General features: G+C 70.9%; 21 protein-coding genes. 15 read left to right on the top strand and 6 right to left on the bottom strand.

The features are described 5' to 3' along the window. Window positions 1–12: 12 nt before the first annotated feature. The 5 genes from H9L21_RS06450 (at window position 13) to tgt (ending at window position 4,991) form a co-directional block, all read left to right on the top strand. Window positions 13–1,386, top strand: a complete 1,374-nt coding sequence (locus tag H9L21_RS06450) for a cystathionine beta-synthase (RefSeq protein ID WP_154595206.1) — start codon at window positions 13–15, stop codon at window positions 1,384–1,386. Continuing rightward, window positions 1,383–2,534 (top strand): cystathionine gamma-synthase, encoded by a 1,152-nt coding sequence (locus H9L21_RS06445; RefSeq protein WP_154595207.1) that lies wholly within the window; start codon window positions 1,383–1,385, stop codon window positions 2,532–2,534. The genes H9L21_RS06450 and H9L21_RS06445 overlap by 4 nt, the downstream gene beginning before the upstream one ends. 65 nt (window positions 2,535–2,599) lie before the next feature. Then, on the top strand, window positions 2,600–3,298 hold the full coding sequence (locus H9L21_RS06440; RefSeq protein WP_154595208.1) for a DUF92 domain-containing protein: 699 nt from the start codon (window positions 2,600–2,602) through the stop codon (window positions 3,296–3,298). 54 nt (window positions 3,299–3,352) lie between these two features. Then, window positions 3,353–3,757, top strand: a complete 405-nt coding sequence (locus H9L21_RS06435; protein ID WP_154595209.1) for a tetratricopeptide repeat protein — start codon at window positions 3,353–3,355, stop codon at window positions 3,755–3,757. 34 nt (window positions 3,758–3,791) lie between these two features. Then, entirely contained in the window at window positions 3,792–4,991 is a 1,200-nt protein-coding gene (gene tgt, locus H9L21_RS06430; protein ID WP_222865865.1) for a tRNA guanosine(34) transglycosylase Tgt, read from the top strand. Window positions 4,992–5,000: 9 nt separating this feature from the next. Here the strand turns inward: tgt and H9L21_RS06425 are convergent, their stop codons facing one another. Further along, window positions 5,001–5,732, bottom strand: coding sequence for a queuosine precursor transporter (locus tag H9L21_RS06425; RefSeq protein ID WP_154595211.1), 732 nt, complete (start codon window positions 5,730–5,732; stop codon window positions 5,001–5,003). A 52-nt stretch (window positions 5,733–5,784) separates the two neighbouring features. Between H9L21_RS06425 and H9L21_RS06420 the strand changes: the two genes are divergently transcribed. From H9L21_RS06420 to cspE, 3 genes are all read left to right on the top strand, one after another. Next, a complete protein-coding gene (locus tag H9L21_RS06420) occupies window positions 5,785–7,026 on the top strand; it encodes a geranylgeranyl reductase family protein (protein WP_154595212.1) in 1,242 nt (413 codons plus the stop codon). Window positions 7,027–7,074: 48 nt separating this feature from the next. Further along, window positions 7,075–7,875, top strand: coding sequence for an exodeoxyribonuclease III (locus H9L21_RS06415; protein WP_187411864.1), 801 nt, complete (start codon window positions 7,075–7,077; stop codon window positions 7,873–7,875). Between the two features lie 374 nt (window positions 7,876–8,249). Continuing rightward, window positions 8,250–8,453 (top strand): transcription antiterminator/RNA stability regulator CspE, encoded by a 204-nt coding sequence (gene cspE / locus H9L21_RS06410; RefSeq protein ID WP_154595213.1) that lies wholly within the window; start codon window positions 8,250–8,252, stop codon window positions 8,451–8,453. 261 nt (window positions 8,454–8,714) lie between these two features. Here the strand turns inward: cspE and H9L21_RS06405 are convergent, their stop codons facing one another. After that, window positions 8,715–9,827 (bottom strand): PQQ-dependent sugar dehydrogenase, encoded by a 1,113-nt coding sequence (locus tag H9L21_RS06405; protein ID WP_222865864.1) that lies wholly within the window; start codon window positions 9,825–9,827, stop codon window positions 8,715–8,717. 78 nt (window positions 9,828–9,905) lie between these two features. On the opposite strand from H9L21_RS06405, the gene H9L21_RS06400 reads away from it, so the two are divergent. The 3 genes from H9L21_RS06400 to H9L21_RS06390 all read left to right on the top strand — a co-directional run bounded on the left by H9L21_RS06400 (window position 9,906) and on the right by H9L21_RS06390 (window position 12,932). Further along, on the top strand, window positions 9,906–10,313 hold the full coding sequence (locus tag H9L21_RS06400; protein WP_154595214.1) for a thioredoxin family protein: 408 nt from the start codon (window positions 9,906–9,908) through the stop codon (window positions 10,311–10,313). Between the two features lie 13 nt (window positions 10,314–10,326). After that, window positions 10,327–11,832 (top strand): succinyl-CoA:acetate CoA-transferase ScpC, encoded by a 1,506-nt coding sequence (scpC, locus tag H9L21_RS06395; protein WP_154595215.1) that lies wholly within the window; start codon window positions 10,327–10,329, stop codon window positions 11,830–11,832. 83 nt (window positions 11,833–11,915) lie between these two features. Beyond that, window positions 11,916–12,932, top strand: coding sequence for a serine hydrolase domain-containing protein (locus tag H9L21_RS06390; RefSeq protein ID WP_154595216.1), 1,017 nt, complete (start codon window positions 11,916–11,918; stop codon window positions 12,930–12,932). Here H9L21_RS06390 and H9L21_RS06385 read toward each other — a convergent pair. Then, window positions 12,919–13,761 carry a dioxygenase family protein gene (locus H9L21_RS06385; protein ID WP_154595217.1) on the bottom strand — a complete coding sequence of 281 codons (843 nt, stop codon included), beginning with the start codon at window positions 13,759–13,761 and terminating at the stop codon, window positions 12,919–12,921. The two genes, H9L21_RS06390 and H9L21_RS06385, sit on opposite strands and share 14 nt — an antisense overlap. Before the next feature lie 73 nt (window positions 13,762–13,834). Between H9L21_RS06385 and H9L21_RS06380 the strand changes: the two genes are divergently transcribed. Then, complete coding sequence (locus tag H9L21_RS06380) at window positions 13,835–16,414, top strand: DEAD/DEAH box helicase (protein WP_154595218.1); 2,580 nt, start codon at window positions 13,835–13,837, stop codon at window positions 16,412–16,414. Between the two features lie 13 nt (window positions 16,415–16,427). Here H9L21_RS06380 and H9L21_RS06375 read toward each other — a convergent pair whose 3' ends face one another. Both H9L21_RS06375 and H9L21_RS06370 read right to left on the bottom strand, forming a co-directional pair. Continuing rightward, the gene (locus H9L21_RS06375; protein ID WP_154595219.1) at window positions 16,428–17,714 is read right to left on the bottom strand and encodes a 5-methylcytosine restriction system specificity protein McrC; all 1,287 of its coding nucleotides are present in this window, start codon (window positions 17,712–17,714) and stop codon (window positions 16,428–16,430) included. After that, a complete protein-coding gene (locus tag H9L21_RS06370; RefSeq protein WP_154595220.1) occupies window positions 17,711–19,381 on the bottom strand; it encodes an AAA family ATPase in 1,671 nt (556 codons plus the stop codon). Before H9L21_RS06370 ends, H9L21_RS06375 begins: the two co-directional genes overlap by 4 nt. Window positions 19,382–19,517: 136 nt before the next feature. Here H9L21_RS06370 and H9L21_RS06365 point away from each other — a divergent pair, with 136 nt between their 5' ends. The 3 genes from H9L21_RS06365 (at window position 19,518) to H9L21_RS06355 (ending at window position 22,186) form a co-directional block, all read left to right on the top strand. Then, window positions 19,518–20,027: a hypothetical protein gene (locus H9L21_RS06365; protein ID WP_154595221.1), complete on the top strand. Its 510-nt coding sequence runs from the start codon at window positions 19,518–19,520 to the stop codon at window positions 20,025–20,027. A 189-nt stretch (window positions 20,028–20,216) separates the two neighbouring features. Then, window positions 20,217–20,579 carry a DUF485 domain-containing protein gene (locus H9L21_RS06360; protein ID WP_187411863.1) on the top strand — a complete coding sequence of 121 codons (363 nt, stop codon included), beginning with the start codon at window positions 20,217–20,219 and terminating at the stop codon, window positions 20,577–20,579. Then, window positions 20,576–22,186: a monocarboxylic acid transporter gene (locus H9L21_RS06355; protein ID WP_154595222.1), complete on the top strand. Its 1,611-nt coding sequence runs from the start codon at window positions 20,576–20,578 to the stop codon at window positions 22,184–22,186. The genes H9L21_RS06360 and H9L21_RS06355 overlap by 4 nt, the downstream gene beginning before the upstream one ends. Window positions 22,187–22,255: 69 nt before the next feature. Here H9L21_RS06355 and H9L21_RS06350 read toward each other — a convergent pair whose 3' ends face one another. Beyond that, complete coding sequence (locus H9L21_RS06350; protein ID WP_154595223.1) at window positions 22,256–22,837, bottom strand: hypothetical protein; 582 nt, start codon at window positions 22,835–22,837, stop codon at window positions 22,256–22,258. Between the last annotated feature and the right edge of the window lie 92 nt (window positions 22,838–22,929).

Genomic DNA, 22,929 nt, shown 5'->3' with positions numbered 1-22,929 from the left:
CATGATGGACCCATGACCATCGCGAACCACGTGGTCGACCTCATCGGCGACACTCCCCTAGTCCGGCTGAACTCCGTCGTACCCGAGGGTGGCGCGACCGTCGCCGCCAAGCTCGAGTACCTGAACCCCGGAGGCAGCTCCAAGGACCGCATCGCGGTCAAGATGGTCGACGAGGCCGAGGCGTCCGGCGCCCTCAAGCCCGGCGGCACCATCGTCGAGCCGACCTCCGGCAACACCGGCGTCGGCCTGGCGCTCGTCGCGCAGCAGCGCGGATACTCCTGCGTCTTCGTCTGCCCCGACAAGGTCAGCGAGGACAAGCGCAACACGCTCAAGGCCTACGGCGCCCGCGTGGTCGTGTGCCCCACGGCCGTCCCGCCGGAGCACCCGGACTCGTACTACAACGTCTCCGACCGCCTCGTCCGCGAGATCGAGGGCGCCTGGAAGCCCGACCAGTACTCGAACCCGGCCGGCCCTGCCAGCCACTACGAGACCTCGGGCCCCGAGATCTGGAAGGCCACCGAGGGCAGGGTCACGCACTTCGTGGCCGGTGTCGGCACCGGTGGCACGATCACCGGCGTCGGCCGCTTCCTCAAGGAGCAGAACCCCGACATCAAGATCATCGGCGCCGATCCCGAGGGCTCGGTCTACTCCGGCGGCACCGGTCGCCCGTACCTGGTCGAGGGCGTCGGTGAGGACTTCTGGCCCAGCGCCTACGACCCGAGCGTCGTCGACGAGATCATCGCGGTCTCGGATGCCGACTCGTTCGACATGACGCGTCGCCTGGCGCGTGAGGAGGGCCTGCTCGTCGGCGGCTCGTGCGGCATGGCCGTCGTCGCCGCCGCGCGCGTGGCCGAGCGCCTGACTCCCGACGATCTGGTCGTCGTCCTGCTGCCCGACGGTGGCCGCGGCTACCTGTCGAAGATCTTCAACGACGACTGGATGGCCTCGTACGGCTTCTTGCGCACGCCCCTGTCGGGCGACGCGATGGACCTGCGCGTCATCGACATCCTGCGGCGCAAGAGCGGCGATCTGCCGGCGCTGGTCCACACGCACCCGTCCGAGACGGTGCGCGACGCGATCGAGATCCTGCGCGAGTACAACGTCTCGCAGATGCCCGTCGTGGGCCCCGAGCCGCCGGTCGTGATCGGCGAGGTCGCGGGCAGCGTCAGCGAGCGTGAGCTCGTCAGCGCCGTCTTCGAGGGACGCGCGCAGCTGACCGACGCCGTCGCCGAGCACATGGAGCGCCCGCTGCCGATCATCGGCTCGGGCGAGGATCTCGCCGCGGCCCTGGACATGTTCAAGGGCAACGACGCGCTCATGGTCGTCGACGAGGGCAAGCCGCTCGGCGTCCTAACCCGCCACGACCTGTTGGGAGTGCACGTATGACCGACGAGACGCAGCAGGGCTTCTCCACCCGGGCGATCCACGCCGGGCAGGAGCCCGACCCGCGCACCGGTGCGGTCAACATCCCGATCTACGCCAGCTCGACGTTCGCCCAGGACGGTGTCGGCGGCATGCGCGAGGGGTTCGAGTACGCCCGTACGGGCAACCCCACCCGCCGGGCACTCGAGGCCAACCTGGCCGCGCTCGACGGCGGTGCGTACGGCCGGGCGTTCTCGTCGGGCATGGCGGCGACCGACACGGCGCTGCGTGCGATCCTGCGCCCGGGCGACCACCTGGTGATCCCCGACGACGCCTACGGCGGCACGTTCCGGTTGATCGACAAGGTGTTCTCGCAGTGGGGCATCGACCACACGCCGGTGGCCGTCAACGACACCGAGGCCCTGCGCGCCGCGATCACCGACCGCACCAAGCTGGTGTGGATCGAGACGCCCACCAACCCGCTGCTGAACATCGCCGACATCGCGGCCTCGGCCGAGATCGCGCACGCCGCGGGCGCGAAGGTCCTGGTGGACAGCACGTTCGCCTCGCCGTACCTGCAGCAGCCGCTGGCCCTGGGCGCCGACATCGTCCTGCACTCGTCGACGAAGTACCTTGGCGGTCACAGCGACGTCGTCGGCGGTGCGCTCGTCACGAACGACCCCGAGCTCGACGCCGCGTTCGCGTTCCTGCAGAACGGCGCCGGCGGCGTGCCCGGTCCCTTCGACGCCTACCTCGTCATGCGCGGCATCAAGACGCTCGCCGTGCGCATGGAGCGTCACTGCGACAACGCCGAGGCCGTCGTCGAGATGCTGACGGCGCACCCCGCCGTCAGTGAGGTGCGCTACCCCGGCCTGGCCGACCACCCGGGTCACGAGGTCGCGGCCCGGCAGATGCGCCGCTTCGGCGGCATGATCTCGCTGCGCCTCGCCGGCGGCCGCGAGGCGGCCCTCGACCTGTGCGCGCGCACGAAGGTGTTCACCCTGGCCGAGAGCCTCGGTGGCATCGAGTCGCTCATCGAGCACCCCGGCGCCATGACGCACGCGTCGACCGCCGGTTCCCAGCTCGAGGTGCCCGAGGACCTCGTCCGGCTGTCCGTCGGCATCGAGGACATCGAGGACCTGCTGGCCGACCTCGAGCAGGCCCTGGCCTGACCGACCGCCGATGAGCCCCCGGCGATCCGCTGGGGGCTCATTGGGCCTTCGTTACCCTCGAAGTCATGTCTCCCAAAGGCTTTCTCGGCGGTTTGTCATGGCTCCAACTGGTGGCCGGTGCGCTGGCGGCGATGACGTCGGCGTGGGTCGCCTCGTTCCTCGGTGTGGCAGGCACGATCATCGGCGCGGCGCTCGGCAGTCTCGTCGCCTCGATCGCCAGCGCCCTCTATGCGCGCGGGATCGATCGCGGCACCACGCTCATCACCGAGAGCGGCTCGGTGGTCTCGCGGACCCGTCCGGCAGCAGCCGAGAGCGACCGCGACGCCGAGGACGGCGACGTGGTCATCACGCAGGAGCAGACCGTCGTGACCGTCGATGAGGCCGAGCGCGCCTTCCCGTGGAAGCGCGTGCTGACGTGGACCGGGCTGGCGCTGGCCGTCTCGCTGCTGGCGATCGGCGCCTTCGAGCTGGTCACCGGCGACTCGTTCGGCAAGGCCGACAACCCCACGATCGGCCGGCCCTGGAAGGACCAGGGCTCCAGCCCGGAGACCCCGAGCGACGGCGAGACGACGCGGCCCACCGAGTCGGCGAAGCCGACCGAGGAGCCGACCGACGGCGCGACGAACGACCCGCCCGCGACCACCCGCCCCGAGCCGACCGCGCCGGCGCCCACGACCGAGGCTCCCGAGGACACCGCGCCCGAGCCGCAGCGCGACGCGACTCCCCCGCCGGCCGAACAGGCGCCCCAGGTCGTCCCGGAGTGACCGGGGAACATCCCGGCCCTTCCCGCCGTTGAGAGCGGTGACGAAAGGACTGCGATGACCATCTGGATGAAGCCGACGCTGACCGAGGAGTCGATCGCGGCGATGGAGCCGCTGGACGCCTTCCGTTACGCCGAGGAACTGCTCGACTCGCGCTTCCCGCGTGAGGCCGTGCGCGTCCTGAGCCCGCTCGCCGAGCTCGAGCCGAACAACGCCGCCGTGTGGGAGCTGCTCGGCCGCGCCCACTTCGCCGCCGCCCATCTGGGCCCGGCCGAGGACGCGTTCCGGACGCTGACCTCGCTGGAGCCGACCAGCGCCTGGGCGCATACCGCGTTGGGCCTGGCCCTCGACCGGCAGAGCCGGCACCGGGAGGGTGCGGTCCATCACCGCCTCGCCGCGGCGATGGGCGCCAGCGACCGCGACGGCACGCGGGTCGCCCTGGTCGACCGCCCCGGTACCTGACAACGAGCACGGCCCCGTCTGTTTGGATGGGGCCGTGTTCACCGTCGGAAGCACCCTGCCGGACGCCCCCGGAAGATCGGGCACCATCACCACGCCCCATGGACAGATCCGCACCCCGGCGTTCATCCCCGTCGGCACCAAGGCGACCGTCAAGGCGGTCCTGCCGGAGTCGATCGTGCAGCTGGGCGGGCAGGCGGTGCTCTCGAACGCCTACCACCTCTACCTGCAGCCCGGCGCCGACATCGTCGAGGAGGCGGGCGGTCTCGGCGCCTTCATGAACTGGCGCGGGCCGACCTTCACCGACTCCGGCGGCTTCCAGGTGCTGAGCCTGGGCGCCGGCTTCAAGAAGACCCTCGCGATGGACGCCGTGGGCACGCAGGCCGACGACGTCATCGCTCCCGGCAAGGACCGGCTGGCGCACGTCGACGACGACGGGGTGACCTTCAAGAGCCACCTCGACGGCTCTAAGCACCGGTTCACGCCCGAGGTGTCGATGCGGATCCAGCACCAGCTCGGTGCGGACATCATCTTCGCCTTCGACGAGCTGACCACCTTGATGAACAGCCGGGAGTACCAGGAGGACTCGCTCAGGCGCACCCAGGCGTGGGCCGAGCGGTGCCTGGCCGAGCACCAGCGGCTGTCCGCCGAGCGCGCCGACAAGCCGCGCCAGGCGCTCTACGGCGTCGTCCAGGGCGCCCAGCACGAGGACCTGCGCCGTCAGGCGGCCCGGGGTCTGGCCGGCCTGGACTTCGACGGCTACGGCGTCGGCGGGGCGATCGAGAAGGAGAACCTGGGCACGATCGTCCGCTGGGTCACCGACGAGCTCCCCGACGACCGCCCCCGGCACCTGTTGGGCATCGGCGAGCCCGAGGACCTCTTCGAGGGCGTCGAGGCCGGCTGCGACACCTTCGACTGCGTCACGCCCACCCGGGTCGCGCGCTCGTCGAGGATCTACACCGCCGACGGCCGCCACAACCTCATGGTGGCCGCCTCACGCCGCGACTTCGGCCCGATCGAGGAGGGCTGCGACTGCTACACGTGCACCCACTACACGAAGGCGTACCTGCACCACCTGTTCAAGGCGAACGAGTACAACGCGGCGACGCTGTGCTCGATCCACAACGAGCGCTTCTTCATCCGGTTGGTCGACAGCATGCGCGACGCGATCGAGGCCGGGGACTTCGCGGCCCTCAAGCAGGAGTGGCTCGGCCGGTACCTGTCGACGTCGGCCTGAAGGGCCGCCTCAGCCGGCGTAGTAGCTGGGCTCGCGCCGCTTGAGCCATGCGATGACGCGCACGGTCAGCGGCATGAGCGCCAGCTCGACGCCGACCTTGAGCAGCACGCCCATCACGAAGTAGTTCAGGAACGCGCCGAACGTGGTGACGCCGATGGCCGAGGCCGCGATCGCACAGAAGATCAACGTGTCGGCCACCTCGCCCACGCCGGTCGAGCCGACCAAACGCGCCACCAGCCGGCGCTCGGCCGACCGCTGCTTCATCCGCACCAGGACCCACGAGTTGAGGAACTGGCCCGCGAGATAGCCGGCGACGCTGGCCAGCACGATCTGCGAGACGGGGCCCAACACTGCCGAGTAGGCGGCCTCGTTCTCGTACCAGGACGCCGCGGGCAGCAGCTCGACGACGAAGAACGTCCCGGCGGCCAGCACGGCTGCGGCGAACCCGGCCAGGATCGCCCGCCGGGCGGCACGCAGGCCGTAGACCTCGGCGATCACGTCGCCGAGCACGTACGCCAGCGGGAAGAGCACGACTCCCCCGTCGAGCACGAGCGGCCACAGCTGGACGGGACCGAGCAGGACCTGTCCCGAGCCGACCTCGACGGCCTTGGTGGCCACGACGTTCGAGATCACGATCACGACGCAGAACATCGCCAGCAGCAGGTCGAAATGGCTGGACCCGCGGGCGGCGAAGCGCACGGCATCGTGGTTCGGTGACGGCGCGGTGGACATGTCGGTCATCTTCCCACCTCCCGTGTCCCGGGCGTTGTGCCCCCGGTGCGAGAATCGACTCATGATCCTGCCGTCCACCACCGACGTCCTCGTCGTCGGCGCGGGGCCCGCCGGCTCGTCCGCCGCCGCCTGGACCGCCCACCTCGGCATGGACACCGTGCTGGTGGACGCGGCCACCTTCCCTCGTGACAAGACCTGCGGCGACGGCCTGACCCCGCGCGCCATCGCCGAACTCGACCGGCTCGACCTCGGGGACTGGGTTCGTGGGCACACGCTGAACCGCGGTCTGCGCGCGGCCGGCTTCGGCCAGGAGCTGCTGCTGCCCTGGCCCGGCGGCTCGCTGCCCGATCACGGCTCCGCCGTCCCCCGCACCGAGCTGGACGCCCGCATCCGCGAGCGTGCCCTGGCCGCGGGCGCGATCGGCGTCGACGGGGCGAAGGCGGTCGACGTCGAGCGCGACGCCCGCGGCGCGGTCACGGGCGTCGTCGTCGAGACCGCCGAGGGACGCCACACGATCGGGTGCCGACGCCTCGTCGTCGCCGACGGCGTGCGGTCGCCGCTGGGCCGGGTGCTCGGCCGTGAGTGGCACCGCGACACCGCCTACGGCGTCGCCGGCCGCAGCTACGTCAAGTCCGGCCGCAGCGACGACCCGTGGATCTCCTCGCACCTGGAGCTGCGCGGCGAGGACGGCGAGCTGCTGCCGGGCTACGGCTGGATCTTCCCGCTCGGCGACGGGCGGGTGAACCTCGGCGTCGGGGCGCTGGCCACGGCGAAGCGACCCGCGAAGGTCCAGATCCGTCCGCTCATGGAGTACTACGCCACGCTGCGGCGCGAGGACTGGGACCTCGGCGCCGACCTGCGGATGCCGACCTCGGCCCTGCTGCCGATGGGCGGTGCGGTGTCGGGCGTCTCGGGCCCGAACTGGATCGTCATCGGCGACGCCGCCGGTTGCGTCAATCCGCTCAACGGCGAGGGCATCGACTACGGCCTCGAGACCGGGCGCATCGGCGCGGAGCTGCTGGCCACCGGCGACTCCCCCGCCGAGGCCTGGCCGGCGATGCTGACCGCCCACTACGGCCCCGCGTTCTCCCTCGCGCGGCGGCTGGCGGGCCTGCTCACCGTGCCGCACCTGTTGCCGACGGCCGGCCCGGTCGGGATGCGCTCGCACCGGCTGATGACGATCGCGCTGCGGGTCATGGGCAACCTCGTCACCGACGAGGACCGCGACCTCACCGCGCGGGCGTGGCGGTGGGCGGGTCGCCAGTCGATCCGCCTCGACGAGCGTCCGCCCTTCTCGCCCTGACCTCACCGGCGGCCGGGAGCGTCGGGGCCGACGACTATCCTCGATCAGGTGCTCAGGATCTCGACCGTCAACGTCAATGGCATCCGCGCCGCATGGCGCAAGGGGATGAAGGAGTGGCTCGAGAGCCGCGACGCCGACATCATCACGTTGCAGGAGGTCCGCGCTCCCGACGCGATCGTGCACGAGATCCTCGAGGGCACGGACTACCACGTGGTCCACACCGAGGCCGCCGCGAAGGGCCGCTCCGGCGTGGCCGTGCTCAGCCGCCTCGAGCCGACCAGTCACCGGGTCGGCAACGGTGACGCGTTCTTCGACGACTCGGGCCGCTGGATCGAGGCCGACCTGACCCTGCCCGACGGCTCGGTCCTCACGGTGGTCAGCGTGTACGTCCACTCCGGCGAGGCCGGCACGCCGCGCCAGGAGGAGAAGTACCGCTTCCTGGACCAGATGACCAAGCGCATGGCCGAGCTGGGCGCCATGGACGGGCACGCCCTCGTCACCGGCGACCTCAACGTCGGCCACACCGAGCTGGACATCCGCAACTGGAAGGGCAACCTCAAGAAGGCCGGGTTCCTGCCCGAGGAGCGCGCCTACTTCGACCAGTTCTTCGGTGACCTGGGCTGGTACGACGTGCACCGCCACCTGGCCGGCCCGGTCGAGGGCCCGTACACGTGGTGGTCCATGCGCGGCCAGGCGTTCGACAACGACACCGGCTGGCGGATCGACTACCAGCTCGCCACGCCCGAACTGGCGGCCGCGGCCCGGGTCGCCACCGTGGACCGCGCCCCGAGCTGGGGCGAGCGGTGGTCCGACCACGCGCCGCTGACGATCGACTACGACCTCGGCTGAGCCGTGGCGCGCGGCGCAAAAGGAGCGGGGGACGTGCCGTCCCCCCGGATGCACGCCCCCCGCACGGCCCCCGGAAAACCGGTGACCCCACTCTCTTTCGGGAGTGGTTCTAACTGACTATACCGACGTAGTCCCTTGTGGCGCGCAACGGACGCGCCGGATTCACCTGAGATTCACTCGAACAGGTGGCAATTGGGGACTCCCCGGCTCGGTCCGGTTGTCGTAGGGTGGTCGCAGTTGCACGACGTTGGACAGCAAAGGGATGCAGTTCCCTATCGGGGCGTGGTTCCTCTCGCAGTTGGATGTGCGTCGCGACCGTCGAGCGTGAAGAGCGCGTTCGACCATCGCCAGAAGGATCGAAGAGGAGAACGACCATGGCCACCGGTACCGTCAAGTGGTTCAACGCCGACAAGGGCTTCGGCTTCATCGCCCCCGATGACGGCGGCGAGGACGTGTTCGCGCACTACAGCGCGATCCAGACCAACGGTTACCGCTCGCTGAACGAGGACCAGAAGGTCGAGTTCGACGTCGAGCAGGGACAGAAGGGCCTCCAGGCTGCCAACATCCGGCCGCTCTGAGACCCGCAGGACGCCAAGAACCCCACCACCGCGAGGTGGTGGGGTTCTTGCTGTCAGTGCCGGGAGGGAGCCGGACTCACAGGGCGGCGAACCGCCGGTGCACCTCGCGTTCCGAAGCGGACACGAGGGGCGGCGGGAGACGATCCGAGCGTGACGTGGGCACGTAAACCCAGAGGCGCTGCATTCCCCATGACGTCGGTGCTCCGAGTCATCCCCCGCTGTCGACGATAACCACAAAGCGCTGAAATGACCAGAGATCTTTCACGCCGAGATGGCGACGCGGACGATGCGGTCGTCGCCGCGGCGCACCTGCCCGCGGCCGTCGGTGTTCGACGTCCCCACCCACAGCGAGCCGTCGGGAGCCACCGCCACCGAACGCAGCCGGCCCAGCTCCCCGGTCAGGAACGCCCGCGGCCTGCCGGCCTGCGCGCCGTCCAACGGGACCTGCCACAACCGCTCGCCGCGCAGGGCCGCGAGGAACGCCCGCTCGCCGCTGATCGCCAGGCCGGCCGGTGACGCCTCCTGCGTCGACCACGTGGCGGCCGGACGGACGAACCGGTCGTCACCGCCGTCGCCCTCCACCTGCGGCCAGCCGTAGTTGCCGCCCTTGACGATGCGATTGAGCTCGTCGGTGCGCTGGTCGCCGAACTCGCTGGCCCACAGCCGCCCGGAGCCGTCCCAGGCCAGACCCTCGACGTTGCGGTGCCCGAGGGACCAGACCCGGTTGCCGAAGGGGTTGCCGTCGACCGCCCGACCCTCTTGGTCGATCCGCAGGATCTTGCCGTTGAGCGAGTCACGATCCTGGGCCGTCTCGGCCCGGGCCGCGTCACCGACCGCCACGAACAGGTGCCCCTGACGATCGAAGGTCAACGCACCGCCCTGGTGGTTGAACGCCTTCGCCATCCCGGTCAGGATCGGCTCGGCCCGGCCGATGCGCTCACCGTCGAAGTCCAGACGAACGACGCGGTTGTCGTCCGGCCCGGTGAGGTAGGCGAACAGGGCGGACTCGTCGCCGGGTGCGACGGCGAGTCCCTGCAGCCCGCCCTCTCCCCCGGGCGCGACCCCGGGAACGTCACCGACCGGTGTCACCCGGCCGTCCGGCGCGACCCGCACGATCGACGCGTCGTCGCGCTGGGTGACCAGGGCGGTGCCGTCGGCCAGGAAGACGATCGCCCAGGGCACGTTCAGGCCCGTGGCCACGGTGCCGTCCAACCGGGGATCGATCGGCTCGGGGGTCGCGGCGCTCGACGGTGGCGACGGGGGCGGGGCGCCGGTGGAACCACGGGGGCGGGCCGACTCCTCGCCGCCCCGACAGCCCGCGAGCCACATCGCCCCGAGGGCGGCCCCGGCGGTGATGACGGATCTGCGGTCCATGGACCGATCATGCCGCAACCACCGGAATGTCACAGTGGACGTGAACGTTGACCATGAGGTACCCGAGGAAAGGCCATCATGACCACGATCAACCTGACTGCCGACACCTTCCAGGACACCGTGACCGGAGACGGCATCACGTTGGTGGACTGGTGGGCCGGCTGGTGCGGACCGTGCATGCAGTTCGCGCCCGTCTACGAAGCCGCCAGCGAGCGGCACCCCGACATCACCTTCGCCAAGATCGACACCGAGGCCGAGCAGGAGCTCTCCGCCGCGGTCCAGATCACGTCCATCCCCACGCTGATGGCGTTCCGTGACGGCGTCCTGCTGTACGCCCAGCCCGGCGCGCTGCCGGCGGAGGCACTCGACGAGATCATCGGCCAGGTCCGCCAGCTCGACATGGACAAGATCCGCCGCGAGATCGCTGAGCAGGAGGCGCAGTCCCCCGAGGGCGTGCCCGACGTGCCAGAGGCCTCGCAGAACTGAGAGACTGCGACACATGAGTCGTGTGTCATGCCCTGTGGCCTCTTCGCGCATCATGAGCGCCGAGGACGCCGTCGAATTCATCCGTCCCGGTGACAACGTCGGGATGAGTGGCTTCACCGGGGCCGGCTATCCCAAGGTCGTGCCCGCGGCGCTCGCGGCACGAGCCCGGGCCGCACACGACGCCGGCGAAGACTTCCGGATCGGCCTGTGGACCGGTGCCTCCACCGCTCCACAGGCCGACGGTGTCCTGGCCGAGGCGCACGCCATCTCCACGCGGCTGCCGTACAACTCCGACCCGACCCTGCGCCGCCAGATCAACGCCGGCGAGGTCGACTACGTCGACGCCCACCTGAGCCACTCGGCCCAGCAGATGTGGTTCGGCTTCTACGGTCCGCTCGACGTCGCCGTCATCGAGGTGACGGCGATCCTGCCCGACGGGCTCCTGGTCCCCAGCAGCTCGGTCGGCAACAACAAGACCTGGCTGGACCAGGCCGACAAGGTGATCCTCGAGGTCAACCACTGGCAGCCGCGCGAGTTCGAGGGCTTCCACGACATCTACGGCGGGACGGCCCTGCCTCCGCACCGGCGCCCGCTGGCGCTCACCGAGCCCATGCAGCGTATCGGTGAGCCCTATCTGAAGGTCGACCCCGCGAAGGTGATCGCCGTGGTCGAGACCGCCGCGCCCGATGCCGGTGCGGCGTTCTCGGCACCCGACGACGTGTCCCGCGCGATCGCCGGGCACACCCTGGACTTCCTGCGCGGCGAGGTCGGTGCCGGCCGCATGCCCCCGGAGCTGCTGCCGCTGCAGTCCGGCGTCGGCAACGTGGCCAACGCGGTCCTGCAGGGCCTGGACGGCAGCGAGTTCACGAGCCTGGTGGCGTACACCGAGGTCCTCCAGGACAGCATGCTGACGCTGCTGGACTCGGGCACGCTCCGCGCCGCGTCGACGGCCTCGTTCGGTCTCTCGCGCGAGGGCATGGAGCACTTCCGGGCGGGGATCGACGGGTACAAGGGCCGGATCCTCATGCGCAGCGAGGAGATCTCGAACCACCCCGAGATCATCCGCCGCCTGGGCATCATCGCCATGAACGGCATGATCGAGGCCGACATCTACGGCAACGTGAACTCGACGCACGTCATGGGCAGTGCCGTGATGAACGGCATCGGCGGCAGCGGTGACTTCGCCCGCAACGCCTACCTGAACTTCTTCCTGACCCCGTCGACCGCCAAGGACGGTGCGATCTCGACGATCGTGCCGATGGTCAGCCACGTCGACCACACCGAGCACGACGTGCACGTGATCGTCACCGAGCACGGCCTGGCCGACCTGCGTGGCCTCTCGCCACGCGAGCGGGCGGAGCGGATCATCGCGCACTGCGCCCACCCGCGCTTCCGGCCGCAGTTGCGCGACTACCTCGAGCGAGCCGTCGCCGCTCGCCCCGATGCCCGGCACACGCCGCACCTGCTCTCCGAGGCCCTGTCGTGGCACCAGCGGTACCTCGACACCGGGCGCATGTGAGCGCACGCGCGACAGCCTGCCTCCTGGTCGCCGGGCTGTTGCTCGCCGCCTGCACGTCCACCCCGCCCGCCGGAAGGTCCGCCATGTCCGACGCCAGCCTGCCGACCCCGTCGCGGTCGCCCGCGACCACGACGACTCCCCCGCCCGACTTCACGGCACTCGACCGCCTGGTCGACGCCAGCGGATCGACGTGCACCGTCGTGCTGCGCGGTGACGAGGTCGTGCACGAGCATCCGGCCGGGTCGCGTCACGCCACGCGCCGGGTCTACTCGATCACCAAGTCGGTCGTCGGTGTGCTGCTGGCCATCGCGGCCTCCGAGAACGCGTTGAGCCTCGACGACCCGGTGTCACGTCACGTGCCGCGGTGGCCCGCGGAGTCCGGGGACGTCACGATCCGCCACCTCATGTCGATGACGTCGGGACGAGCGTGGACCGAGGCGCTGGACGCCGCCATGATCCGGTCGGCCGACCAGACCGCGGCGGCGCTCGCGACGGGACAGCAGGACGCGCCCGGCACCGCATGGCAGTACGACAACCTGGCCAGCCAGGTGCTCTCGGCCGTCCTGACCTCGGCCGTCGGTGACCTCGAGGCCTACGCCGACGACCGGCTGTTCGCCCCGCTGGGGCTGACCGACACGTCGTGGTCGCGCGACCGGGCCGGCACCATCACGACCTACGCCGGGATCGTCTCGTCGTGCGCCGATCTGGCGCGCCTGGGCGTCATGATGCGCGACGAGGGTCGCTTCGAGGGCCGGCAGGTACTGCCCGCGGCGGCGGTGGCCGAGCTGACCACGCCGAGCTCGGAGCTCAACGCCGCCTACGGACTGCTGTGGTGGACCAACGCGTCGGGTCGCGTGCAGGAGGTGCGGCGCGCCGCGGGGTTCGACCAGGACCGTGAGCCGTACCGCGGCCGCCTGGCTCCGGCCGCTCCCGCGGACGCGTTCTGGGCGCTCGGTTGGGGAAACCAGCTGGTCGCCGTCGTGCCGTCGGCGGACACCGTCGCCGTGCGGCTGGGCCCGAAGCCCTCCGGCCCCGACGACCTGACGATCGACGGCTTCACGGCAGCGGTGCTCGAGGGGCTCGGGATCACGCAGCCGTGATGAACGACCGCATGCCGACCGACCCCATGTCGATCTCGGTGTTGAAGAACCCGACCTCCTCGTCGGGCTCCAACAGGCCGAGCGAGGCGACCATCGGGCGGTAGTGGTCGTCCGTCGGCACGGCGACGCGCGCGGCGGACCACGATCGGTACGGGTCCAGCAGCCGGGTGACGTCGCCGGTGGAGATCGCGTCGGCGGTCTGGGAGTCGAACTCGATCGCCCAGTCCCAGGCCGGACCGCCGCCCCACCGCACGCGGTTCAGGGCATGCACGATGTTGCCGCTGCCGATGAAGACGACACCGCGCCGGCGCAGGTCCCGCAACCGCGAGAACAACTCGTACAGCTTCGGCAGGGGCATCGAGTAGTCGATGCTGATCTGCAGGACGGGCACCTGCGGGGCCGGGGCGAGGAACTTCAGGACGCTCCAGGTGCCGTGGTCCAGTCCCCACTGGCTGTCGAGGCGCGCCTCGTACTCGACCAGGTGCTGGGCCAGCAGCCGGGCGACGCGCTCGTCGCCGTGGGACTCGTACTGCACCCGGTAGAGCTCGTCGGGGAAGCCGCCGAAGTCGTGGATGACGGGGTTGCGCGGCGCGTCCGTGATGTGGGTGCCCCCGGGCGTGAGCCAGTGGGCGCTGATGACGACGATCGCCTGGGCGTCCGGCAGGCCGGCGCCGACCCGCTGCCATTCGCGCGTGAACGTGTTGTCCGCAAGGGCGTTCATGGGGTTGCCGTGACCGACGAACAGGACCGGCATCCGCGGACTCGGCACCAGCCGGTTGGTCAAGTCGGACAGCCGATGGGTGGGTACGGTCTCCGGGCGGGGGTTCATGTCGTCTCCTTGTAGTTGACGATTCAACTATACCAGACGACGAGCATTTGCCGGCGTGCGTGACAATGGAGGGATGCCGACCCCGACCGAGCTGCAGATCGCGCTGCGGCACCCGGTCCGATTCGTGTCCGACCCGGACGACCCCAGCCGTTCACGGTTCGTCTTCGACACGCCCCGTGGGCCCCTCGAGGCCACCGCGAACGAGGCGGTCGGGCCGCTGAGCGGAGGCATCCGCGCCCTCTCGGCCGATGCCAGTGCCCGCGCCTGGGCGACGCCGGCGATCATCGCCCTGCGCCTCATGGCCACCGGGACGCTGGCCTCCCCGGACCCGTCGCAGCTGCAGCAGATGCTGAACTCCGCCCGTGCGGTCGGGCCCACCGAGGCCGAGGGCCAGACCGCCATCCGCGCGTTCCTCGCCGCCCTGGTCGCCGCGGCTCCCGCGGTCGCGACGACACCGCAGCGACGCCGCGAGACCGAGCAGCCCCGGCCCACCATCGAGCGCCCGACGAGCTTCTCGTACCGGCTCGTCGTGACCCTCAGTGGCGACGCTGACGCGATGGCCGACGTCGAGGTGCACGTCCGCCCCCAGGCGATGAACCGCGCGTCCGTCCCGGCGCCGACCGTGCTGACCCGCGACGACCACCACCTCGGCCCCGCCGCCAAGCCTGCGCTGCGCGCGATGCTCGAACGGCTCGCCGCCGCCTGGCCGCCCGCCGAGCGGCTCGCGGACGAGGGCCGCGCCCGGGTGACCCCCGAGGAGCTCGGCCTGCTGGGCCAGGGCCGCCCGCTCGTGTCGGCGCTCGCCAACCGCATCGAGATCGAGTGGCCCGAGGGCCTGCGGCACGACGTCCGCGCCACCGGCGTGATCAGCCGCATCGACACCGACGAGTCGCCGCTGGACCGCGAGCACGACCGCCCTCGGGCGTTCACGGCCGACCAGCTCTTCCGCTTCGACTGGAGCGTCTCGGTCGGCGGCGAGCACCTGAGCCGGGCCGAGGTCGAGCAGCTGGCCGCGTCGCAGTCGGGCATGCTCCACCTGCGCGACCGGTGGGTCATGGTCGACCAGCAGCAGGTCGAGCGCGTCCTGGCCGGCCACGGCCGCACCCTGGACCCGTCGGAGGCGCTGCGTGCCGCGATCACCGGCAGCCTCGAGATCGACGGGTACGAGACCGAGGTCGACACCGTGGGGTGGCTCGAGGACGTTCGGCGACGGCTGGCCGAGCAGGACTCCGACATCACCCCCGCGGCGCAGCCCGGGGCCCTGGACGGCCAGCTGCGCGAGTACCAGCTGCGGGGACTGCGCTGGATGAGCCAGCTGGTCGACCTCGGCCTCGGCGGGATCCTGGCCGACGACATGGGCCTGGGCAAGACCCTCATGCTGATCGCGTTGCACCTGCACCTGGACTCCCCCGAGCCGACGCTCGTCGTGTGCCCGGCGTCGGTGCTGGCCACGTGGGAGCGCGAGATCACCCGCTTCGCACCGGGCGTGCCCGTGTCCCGCTACCACGGCCCTCGGCGCAGCCTGTCCGACGCGAAGTCGGGTTTCGTCGTCACCACCTACGCGACGATGCGCTCGAGCGTCGAGGAGCTGGCCGCGCACCGCTGGAACCTCGTGGTGGCCGACGAGGCGCAGCACGTGAAGAACCCCGGGAGCGGCGCCGCCCAGGCTCTGCGCCGGATCGATTCCGACGCACGGATGGCGCTGACCGGCACCCCCGTCGAGAACCACCTCGGCGAGCTGTGGGCGCTGTTGGACTGGACGACCCCCGGTCTGCTCGGCACCCGTGAGCAGTTCCGTCGCGAGTGGTCACGCCAGATCGAACGCGACCACGACGCCGAGCGCGCCGCCGGGCTGTCGCAGCTGATCCGCCCGTTCGTGCTGCGCCGGCGCAAGTCCGACCCGGGCATCGCACCCGAGCTGCCGCCGAAGATCGAGACCGACCACCGGGTCCCGCTGAGCCGCGAGCAGGTGGGGCTCTACGAGGCGGTCGTGCAGCGCACCATGTCCGAGATCGCCGACTCCAGCGGCATCCGCCGGCGCGGTCTCGTGGTGAAGCTGCTCACCCAGCTGAAGCAGATCTGCAACCACCCCGCGCAGTTCCTGCACGAGCCCGAGGCGCGCCTGGCCGGCCGCTCCGGCAAGCTCGAGACCTTCGACTCGCTGGTCGAGGAGATCATCGACGAGGACGGGGCGGCCCTGGTCTTCACGCAGTACGCCCAGATGGGCCGGCTGCTGGCGCGGCGACTCGGCGAGCGCAAGGTCCGCCACGACTTCCTGCACGGCGGCACCCCCGTCGCGCGGCGCGAGAAGATGGTGCGCGCGTTCCAGGACGGCGAGACGGACGTGTTCGTGCTGTCCCTCAAGGCGGCCGGCACCGGCCTCAACCTGACCCGGGCCGACCACGTCGTGCACTACGACCGCTGGTGGAACCCGGCCGTCGAGGACCAGGCCACCGACCGTGCCCACCGCATCGGGCAGACCCGCAACGTGCAGGTCCACCGCCTGGTCGCCGAGGGCACGATCGAGGAGTCGATCGCCGAGCTGATCAGCTCCAAGCGTGCCCTGGCCGACGCGGTCGTCAACGCCGGCGAGACCGCGCTGACCGAGCTGACCGACTCCGAGCTCGAGGTCCTGGTCCAGCTGCGCCACTGACCGGCGCCGGGGCTCAGGCCCCGGTGCCGCCGATGCGCCGCGATCCTGCCGGGCGGCGCTGAGCGATCGTCAGCACCTGGGTCAGGTCGAGCTCGAACTCGCGCACGACGCGGTTCATCCCGCCGGTCTCGCCCAGACCCGACGGATCGACCGTCAGCAGGTGCAGCAGCGAGGGCCCACCGGGCTCGCGGATCCTCATCTGCGTGCCGGGTCGCAGTCCCATGGTCGCCGGGAAGACGATCGCGATGTCCGAGGCGCTCAGGCCACGGCCGGCGGCGATCAACGGGCCGACCAGCTCGTCGACCAGGTCCTCGGTGTGGTCCTGCGGGCACACCGACATCGCCACGAGCTCGCTGGTGGACTCCACGACCGTGTCCACCGCGGCGGCGGCCGAGGCGACGTCGTTGAGGCGCCGGGCGCGGGTGCCGCGGTAGGCCGTGAACCCGGCCTCGCGGGCGGCCCGCTCGGCCAGCACCTGCACGAAGTCGCCGAAGACCTTCGACGTGCTCCACACGAAGGCGCGGGTCGGGCCGTCGGGCCGGCCGCTGACACCGTTGTGCGGACCCATCGCCACCACTCGGGCGATGTCGAGCGCGTCGGCGAGGAAACCGAACTGCGGCGTCAGCTGCAGGCCGTCCATGATCCCGGGCGGCGGCAGCTCCGGCGAGGCCTCCGGGAAGAGCTCGGCGTAGTTCATCAGCTCGGACTCCAGCCACGGTTGCTGCACCGCACCGGCCAGCTCGCGGCAGGCCCACTTCAGGGCCGAGGTGACCGGCCCGTCGGCGACGAACTCCGAGAACCGGCAGTCGACGCTGTAGGGGTCGACGACGCGGCGCCACATCTTCGCGGCATCGACCTGTCCACGGATCGAGGAGGTGACCGCACGCCGCTCGACGTAGGTGCGCGGCATGCCCTCCGAGGAGGCCCGGGACATGGCGCCGGCGACGATCATCCCCAGCAGGTCGGCCAGGCCCGCGTGGCGCGTGCCGCGGTCGACCTGCGGGATCCACTCGAGGTGGTGGATCGTCGTGAGCATCGTCAGCAGCGAGACCCGCCAGCCCGGATCGTGGCGCAGAAAGTGCGGCATGATCTCGAGCGTCGAGTCGCCCAGCGCCAGGTAGCCGGTCAGGCCGCGGACCTGGATCGTGCCGGCGTCCTCATCGATGACGAACGGCTCCTCCGCCAGTCCCAGCCGGGTGGCCAGCTCGGTCGACCGCAGACGCAGCTCGGCCAGGTCGGACGCGGTGCCCGTGAACGGCTGGGCGGGGCCGCCCTCGATGAGGGTGTACCCGGGCGTCATCCGCGCACCAGGAAGTCGAAGGTGATCGCGGCGTCCTCGTCGGACCGGCCCATCAGCGGGTCGACGGCCAGCGCGCGTCCGGTGAGGGTGCGCGTGCGGAACGGGTAGTCCGCCGGGGCATGGCGCGAGTTCACTCGCAGCAGGTCGGCCAGCTGGTCGGGACGAGCGCCGAAACGATCGCGGATCTGCGGCCACACGTCGTGGTCCCAGACGCGCTTGAGGTCGGCCCACGTCGCGATCTTCCAGAAGTACAGGTGTCCCAGCTCGTAGTCCTGGCCGAGTCGCTCGGTGATCTCGTCGTTGAGGTACGCCAGCAACGCCACGGCCGCCGCCTGCGGCGTCCAGTGCTCGGCGTCGACGTCGGGCGACGTCGCCACCTCGAGGCTGACCCCCAGGTGCTGGGCCAGGAAGTCCAGGTCGGCGTACGCGTCGATGCGCTCGAAGCGTCGCCCGATGGCGGAGTCGAGCGGCGCCACGGCGCGGTCGACCGAGTTCATCGTGGCCAGGATGTGCAGGTCGTGAGGGAAGAACCACGGCTGCGGCAGCATGTAGGAGTCGCCCGAGATCAACCAGATCGGCTCGGTGACCGGGTCACCGGTGGGACTGCGCTGCACCTTGGGCAGGTTGACCGGGATGGCCGAGCGGGTGTCGCCGTCGGGGGCGACCCGGTACGAGTCGTCCATGTAGGTCATGAAGTCGCCCAGGATCTTGGGCACGTTGCCGCGGTTGATCTCGTCGATCACGAGCAGCGACGAGCCCTTGCCCTGACGGTCCAGCCGGATCGCCAGGTCCAGCAGCCGGCCGGCGAACGGCGCGAGCCGGATGCCCTCGCCCGTGGGCCGCAGGCCGACGATGAAGTCCTCGTAGCCGTACTCCTGGTGGAACGTGACCCAGTCGGTGATGACCGGCGGCGCGATCGGCGAGGACTCGAAGCCCGAGGTGAAGGGATGGTCGGCCCGCTGCGGGTCGATGTCGATGGCCTCGCCGGCGGTCCACGCCTCGTCGAGGATCTGGCGGACCTGGGCGACCGCGTGCGTCTTGCCGGTGGCCGGAGGGCCGTAGACCAGGACGCTCTTGCGGTCGCGGAAGGCCTCGAGGATCTTGCGGGCCAGCGGCGTCAGGTTCTGCAGGGAGCCGCTGCCGACCGTGATCACGCCGGAGTCGACGCCGGTGAACAGCGGCTCGCAGGAGGAGGGCCATCCCTCCGGCAGCTCGGTGCCGGTCGTGGACCCGGCGAAGTACGCACCGGACTGGGTGCGGGCGACGTAGACGTGGAGCCCACCGATGTCGGCCAGGATCGTCTTGGCGTCGTCGACGGACTGCGGCGTCCGCAGGTCCGGCCAGCCGTGACCGGGCAGCCAGGCCGGGTGACGCTCGTGGCGCTCGTCGTGGCGGTTCTGGGAGTGCAGCTCGTACACGTGGTGGCGGCGGGCGGGCCGGAAGACCAGGGCCGCCTCGACCTCGGGGGCGCCGATGACCCGCGGGACGATGCGCGCGTCCTGCCACTTGTCGTGCGGCAGGTTCCGGTCGACGCCGATGAACTCCAGCAGGGCCGGGACCTGGGCGATCTCGACGGCCGTGCGGCCACGCAGGGTCCGACCAGACCGCTCCATCGCGAAGAAGTCCTCCGGACCGATGTCACGCCACCAGATGCGTTCGACCTTCACTGCACCGTCCTCCCTTCGTGCGCCGTCCGAGTCCGGGCTGTTGTGCGGGTGAGACGGTCCCCACACCGCCACATGACGCTATCTGCGTCACATTTCTTTCATGTGTCACTTTTGCGCCACAGCGTACGCTGCAGGTGTGAACTGGCTCACACGACCCCGGGCGCGCGAGCGCAGCGTCGCGCTCGCCCTGCCCACGCCGGACGGCGACACCTGGCCGCCGGCCGATCCCGCGGCCCGCCACGGCTTCGGCGCCAGCACGATCCACCGACTCGGGACGGACGCCGCGTTCACCCCCCGGGCCCACGAGATCGCCGACCTGTTGACGGCGCGACTGCTGCCCCTGCTGGCGGTCGACTCCTCCCCCACCGACCTCCCGCACGTCGTGCAACTGCTCCGCAGCGCCGCGCAGGCCGGAGCCGGGATCGGGATCGTCGACGCTCGCGACGGAGCCATCGCCGCCGATCGCATGGGCGCCGACGCCGCCGGCGCCCTCGGCGAGGCCGAGCGCGACCTCCCGCCGATGCCGGCGGCCCTTCGGGTCCACGCCCGCTACCTGATGCACGCCGGCCACCACGTCGCCCGGCTCGGACCCGGTGTCGTCGACGACCTCGAAACCGAGCTCCGGGCCCGGATCCCGCACCCCTGAGCACGCGCACCGGGCCCACCCGGCGTGCCCGCCGCCCCCGCGGGCGACCGTTCGTCGCAGAAAACGGTCGTTCGTCGCATCCCGCGCGGCGGCCCCTGACCTCGCGGAATCGCTGGCTCTACCGTGCGATGTGACGCCCATCACTTTGATGGCCGTCACGAATCCGCCCGCCACCGTGGAGGTGTTGCTGTGAGCCATCCGACCGAATCCGATCCGGCGTCCCCGGCGCCGACGGGGCGCGAGGCCGCGTACCTGCGCGTCCTGGCGTCACCTGAGTTCCAAGAGCTGCGCCACAAGTACCGCAGCTGGGTCATCCCGGCCACGCTCGCCGGCCTGGCCTTCTACTTCGTCTATGTCCTGATGTCGACCTACGCGGTGGACTTCATGAGCCGTCCTGTCATCGGGAACGTCAACGTCGGGCTGATCTTCGGCCTGCTGCAGTTCGTCGCCACCTTCGCGGTGACGATGGCCTACGTGCGGTATGCCGATCGCGAGCTGGACCCCCGCTCGTCGAAGATCCGTGAAGAGATGGAAGCCGAGGGCCTCGCATGATCGCGACCGCACTGCCGCTGGCCGCCGAGTCCGAGCAGATCGGCAACACCGCGCTGAACATCTCGATCTTCGCGGGGTTCGTCGTCCTGACGCTGGTCTTCGTGATCCGCGCCAGCCGGACGAACAAGAGCACCGACCAGATGTACACCGCCGGATCGTCCTTCACCGGGCGCCAGAACGGCATCGCCATCTCCGGCGACTACCTGTCGGCGGCGTCCTTCCTGGGCATCGCCGGCGCGATCGCCTTGACCGGCTACGACGGATTCCTCTACAGCATCGGCTTCCTCGTGGCTTGGGTCATCGCCCTGCTGCTGGTCGCCGAGCTGCTGCGCAACACCGGCCGGTTCACGATGGCCGACGTGCTCAGCTTCCGGATGCAGGAGCGCCCGGTGCGCACGGCCGCCGCCGTGTCGACGCTCGTGGTGAGCTTCTTCTACCTGCTGGCCCAGATGGCCGGCGCCGGTGGCCTCGTGGCACTGCTGCTCAACATCAACGACGAGTTCGGTCAGGCCCTGGTCATCGCGGGGGTCGGCGCGCTCATGATCGTCTACGTCCTCGTGGGCGGCATGAAGGGCACCACGTACGTCCAGATCATCAAGGCGATCCTGCTGATCGGTGCCGCGCTGCTCATGACCGTGTGGGTCCTGGCGCAGTACGGGATGAACTTCTCGGACCTGCTCGGCGACGGTGCCGCAGCCGGGGCCGCCCTGGAGCCGGGCAAGAAGTACGGCCTCGACGGCGTGACCAAGATCGACTTCATCTCGCTGTCGGTGGCACTGGTGCTGGGCACCGCCGGCCTGCCGCACATCCTGATGCGGTTCTACACGGTGCCCACGGCCAAGGAGGCCCGCAAGTCCGTGGTCTGGGCGATCTGGCTGATCGGCCTGTTCTACCTGTTCACGCTGACGCTGGGCTACGGTGCCGCGGCACTGGTCGGACCGGAGCGGATCGCGGCGGCGCCGGGTGCGGCCAACTCGGCAGCGCCGTTGCTGGCGTACGAGCTCGGCGGCACCCTGCTGTTGGGCGTCGTGTCGGCGGTGGCGTTCGCGACGATCCTGGCGGTCGTCGCCGGACTCACCATCACCGCATCGGCCTCGTTCGCGCACGACATCTACACGAACGTGATCCATCGCGGGAAGGCGCCCGACGGCCGTGAGGTCAAGGTGGCCCGCATCGCGGCCCTGGTGATCGGTGCCGTCGCGATCGTCGGCGGCATCGCCGCCAACGGCCAGAACATCGCGTTCCTCGTGGCGCTCGCGTTCGCGGTGGCGGCCTCGGCCAACCTGCCGACGATCCTGTACTCGCTGTTCTGGAAGCGGTTCAACACCCGCGGCTGCCTGTGGAGCATCTACGGCGGCCTGATCATCACCGTGGGTCTGATCGTCTTCAGCCCGGCGGTGTCCGGTTCCGAGACGGCGATGTTCCCCGACCACGACTGGTCCTGGTTCCCGCTGGCGAACCCGGGCTTGGTCTCGATCCCGGCGTCGTTCCTGCTGGGAATCCTGGGCACACTCAGCAGCAAGGAGCACCTCGAGAACAAGGCGGCGGAGATGGAGGTTCGCTCGCTCACCGGCGCCGGCGCCGAGGGCCGGGCGATCAGCCACTGACCTGACGCGTGGGTGAGACGACGATGGGGCGGCCCCGAGAGGCCGTCCCATCGTCGTTCTCGTCGTGCGTCAGGAACGCACCAACCGACGCGACAGGTCGCGGTGCAGCGCCTCGACCTGTCGCTCGTCGAGGGACCCCCCGGCGCGCAGCCGCCGCAGGGTCGAGCGGACCGAGAGGACGCGCACGCCGGCGACCTCCAACGGACGCAGGGGAAGATCGCCGTCGACGAAGCAGTAGCTCGTGTGGACGGTCGCGTCCGCGATCGGACCGGTCGAGACCGTGGCCTGCAGCGCCTCGGCGTGCTGCTGCATCTGCTCGGCGATCCGGGTGTGCCGGACGCCGCCGATCACGAAGGTGCTGCCGTCCCGGGACGCCCGGACCTTCTTGCCCGGGTACGAACGGGGCTCGACCAGGTGGACGCCGGCCGCGGTCACCGCGATGATCGGCAGGTCGCCGGTCTGTCCGGCCAGACGTCGGTGGAACAGGAACAGCACCCGGTCACCGAACGCGTCGATGAGGGTCCCGGCGAGGACGTCGGTCGCGTCGGAGCGCTCGGGCGGCGCCTCGGTGGGCTCGGGGGCCTCACCCCGCACGACCCTCAACCGGGGGCGCGACAGCGGGTCCACGCTGCGCACGTTCCGTCGACTCATGCTCATGAGACGTAGGTCTCACTCGTCCATGACGCGGGTCCGGTGCAGTTGTTTCCCGCCGCGGGTCCCGATGTCGGACCCACACGGCAGAC

Origin of the sequence: Aeromicrobium senzhongii, from assembly GCF_014334735.1 — a bacterium.
Lineage (GTDB): Bacteria > Actinomycetota > Actinomycetes > Propionibacteriales > Nocardioidaceae > Aeromicrobium > Aeromicrobium senzhongii.
Note: the sequence above shows the minus strand (reverse complement) of the source record. Positions and strands in the feature narration are given on the sequence as shown.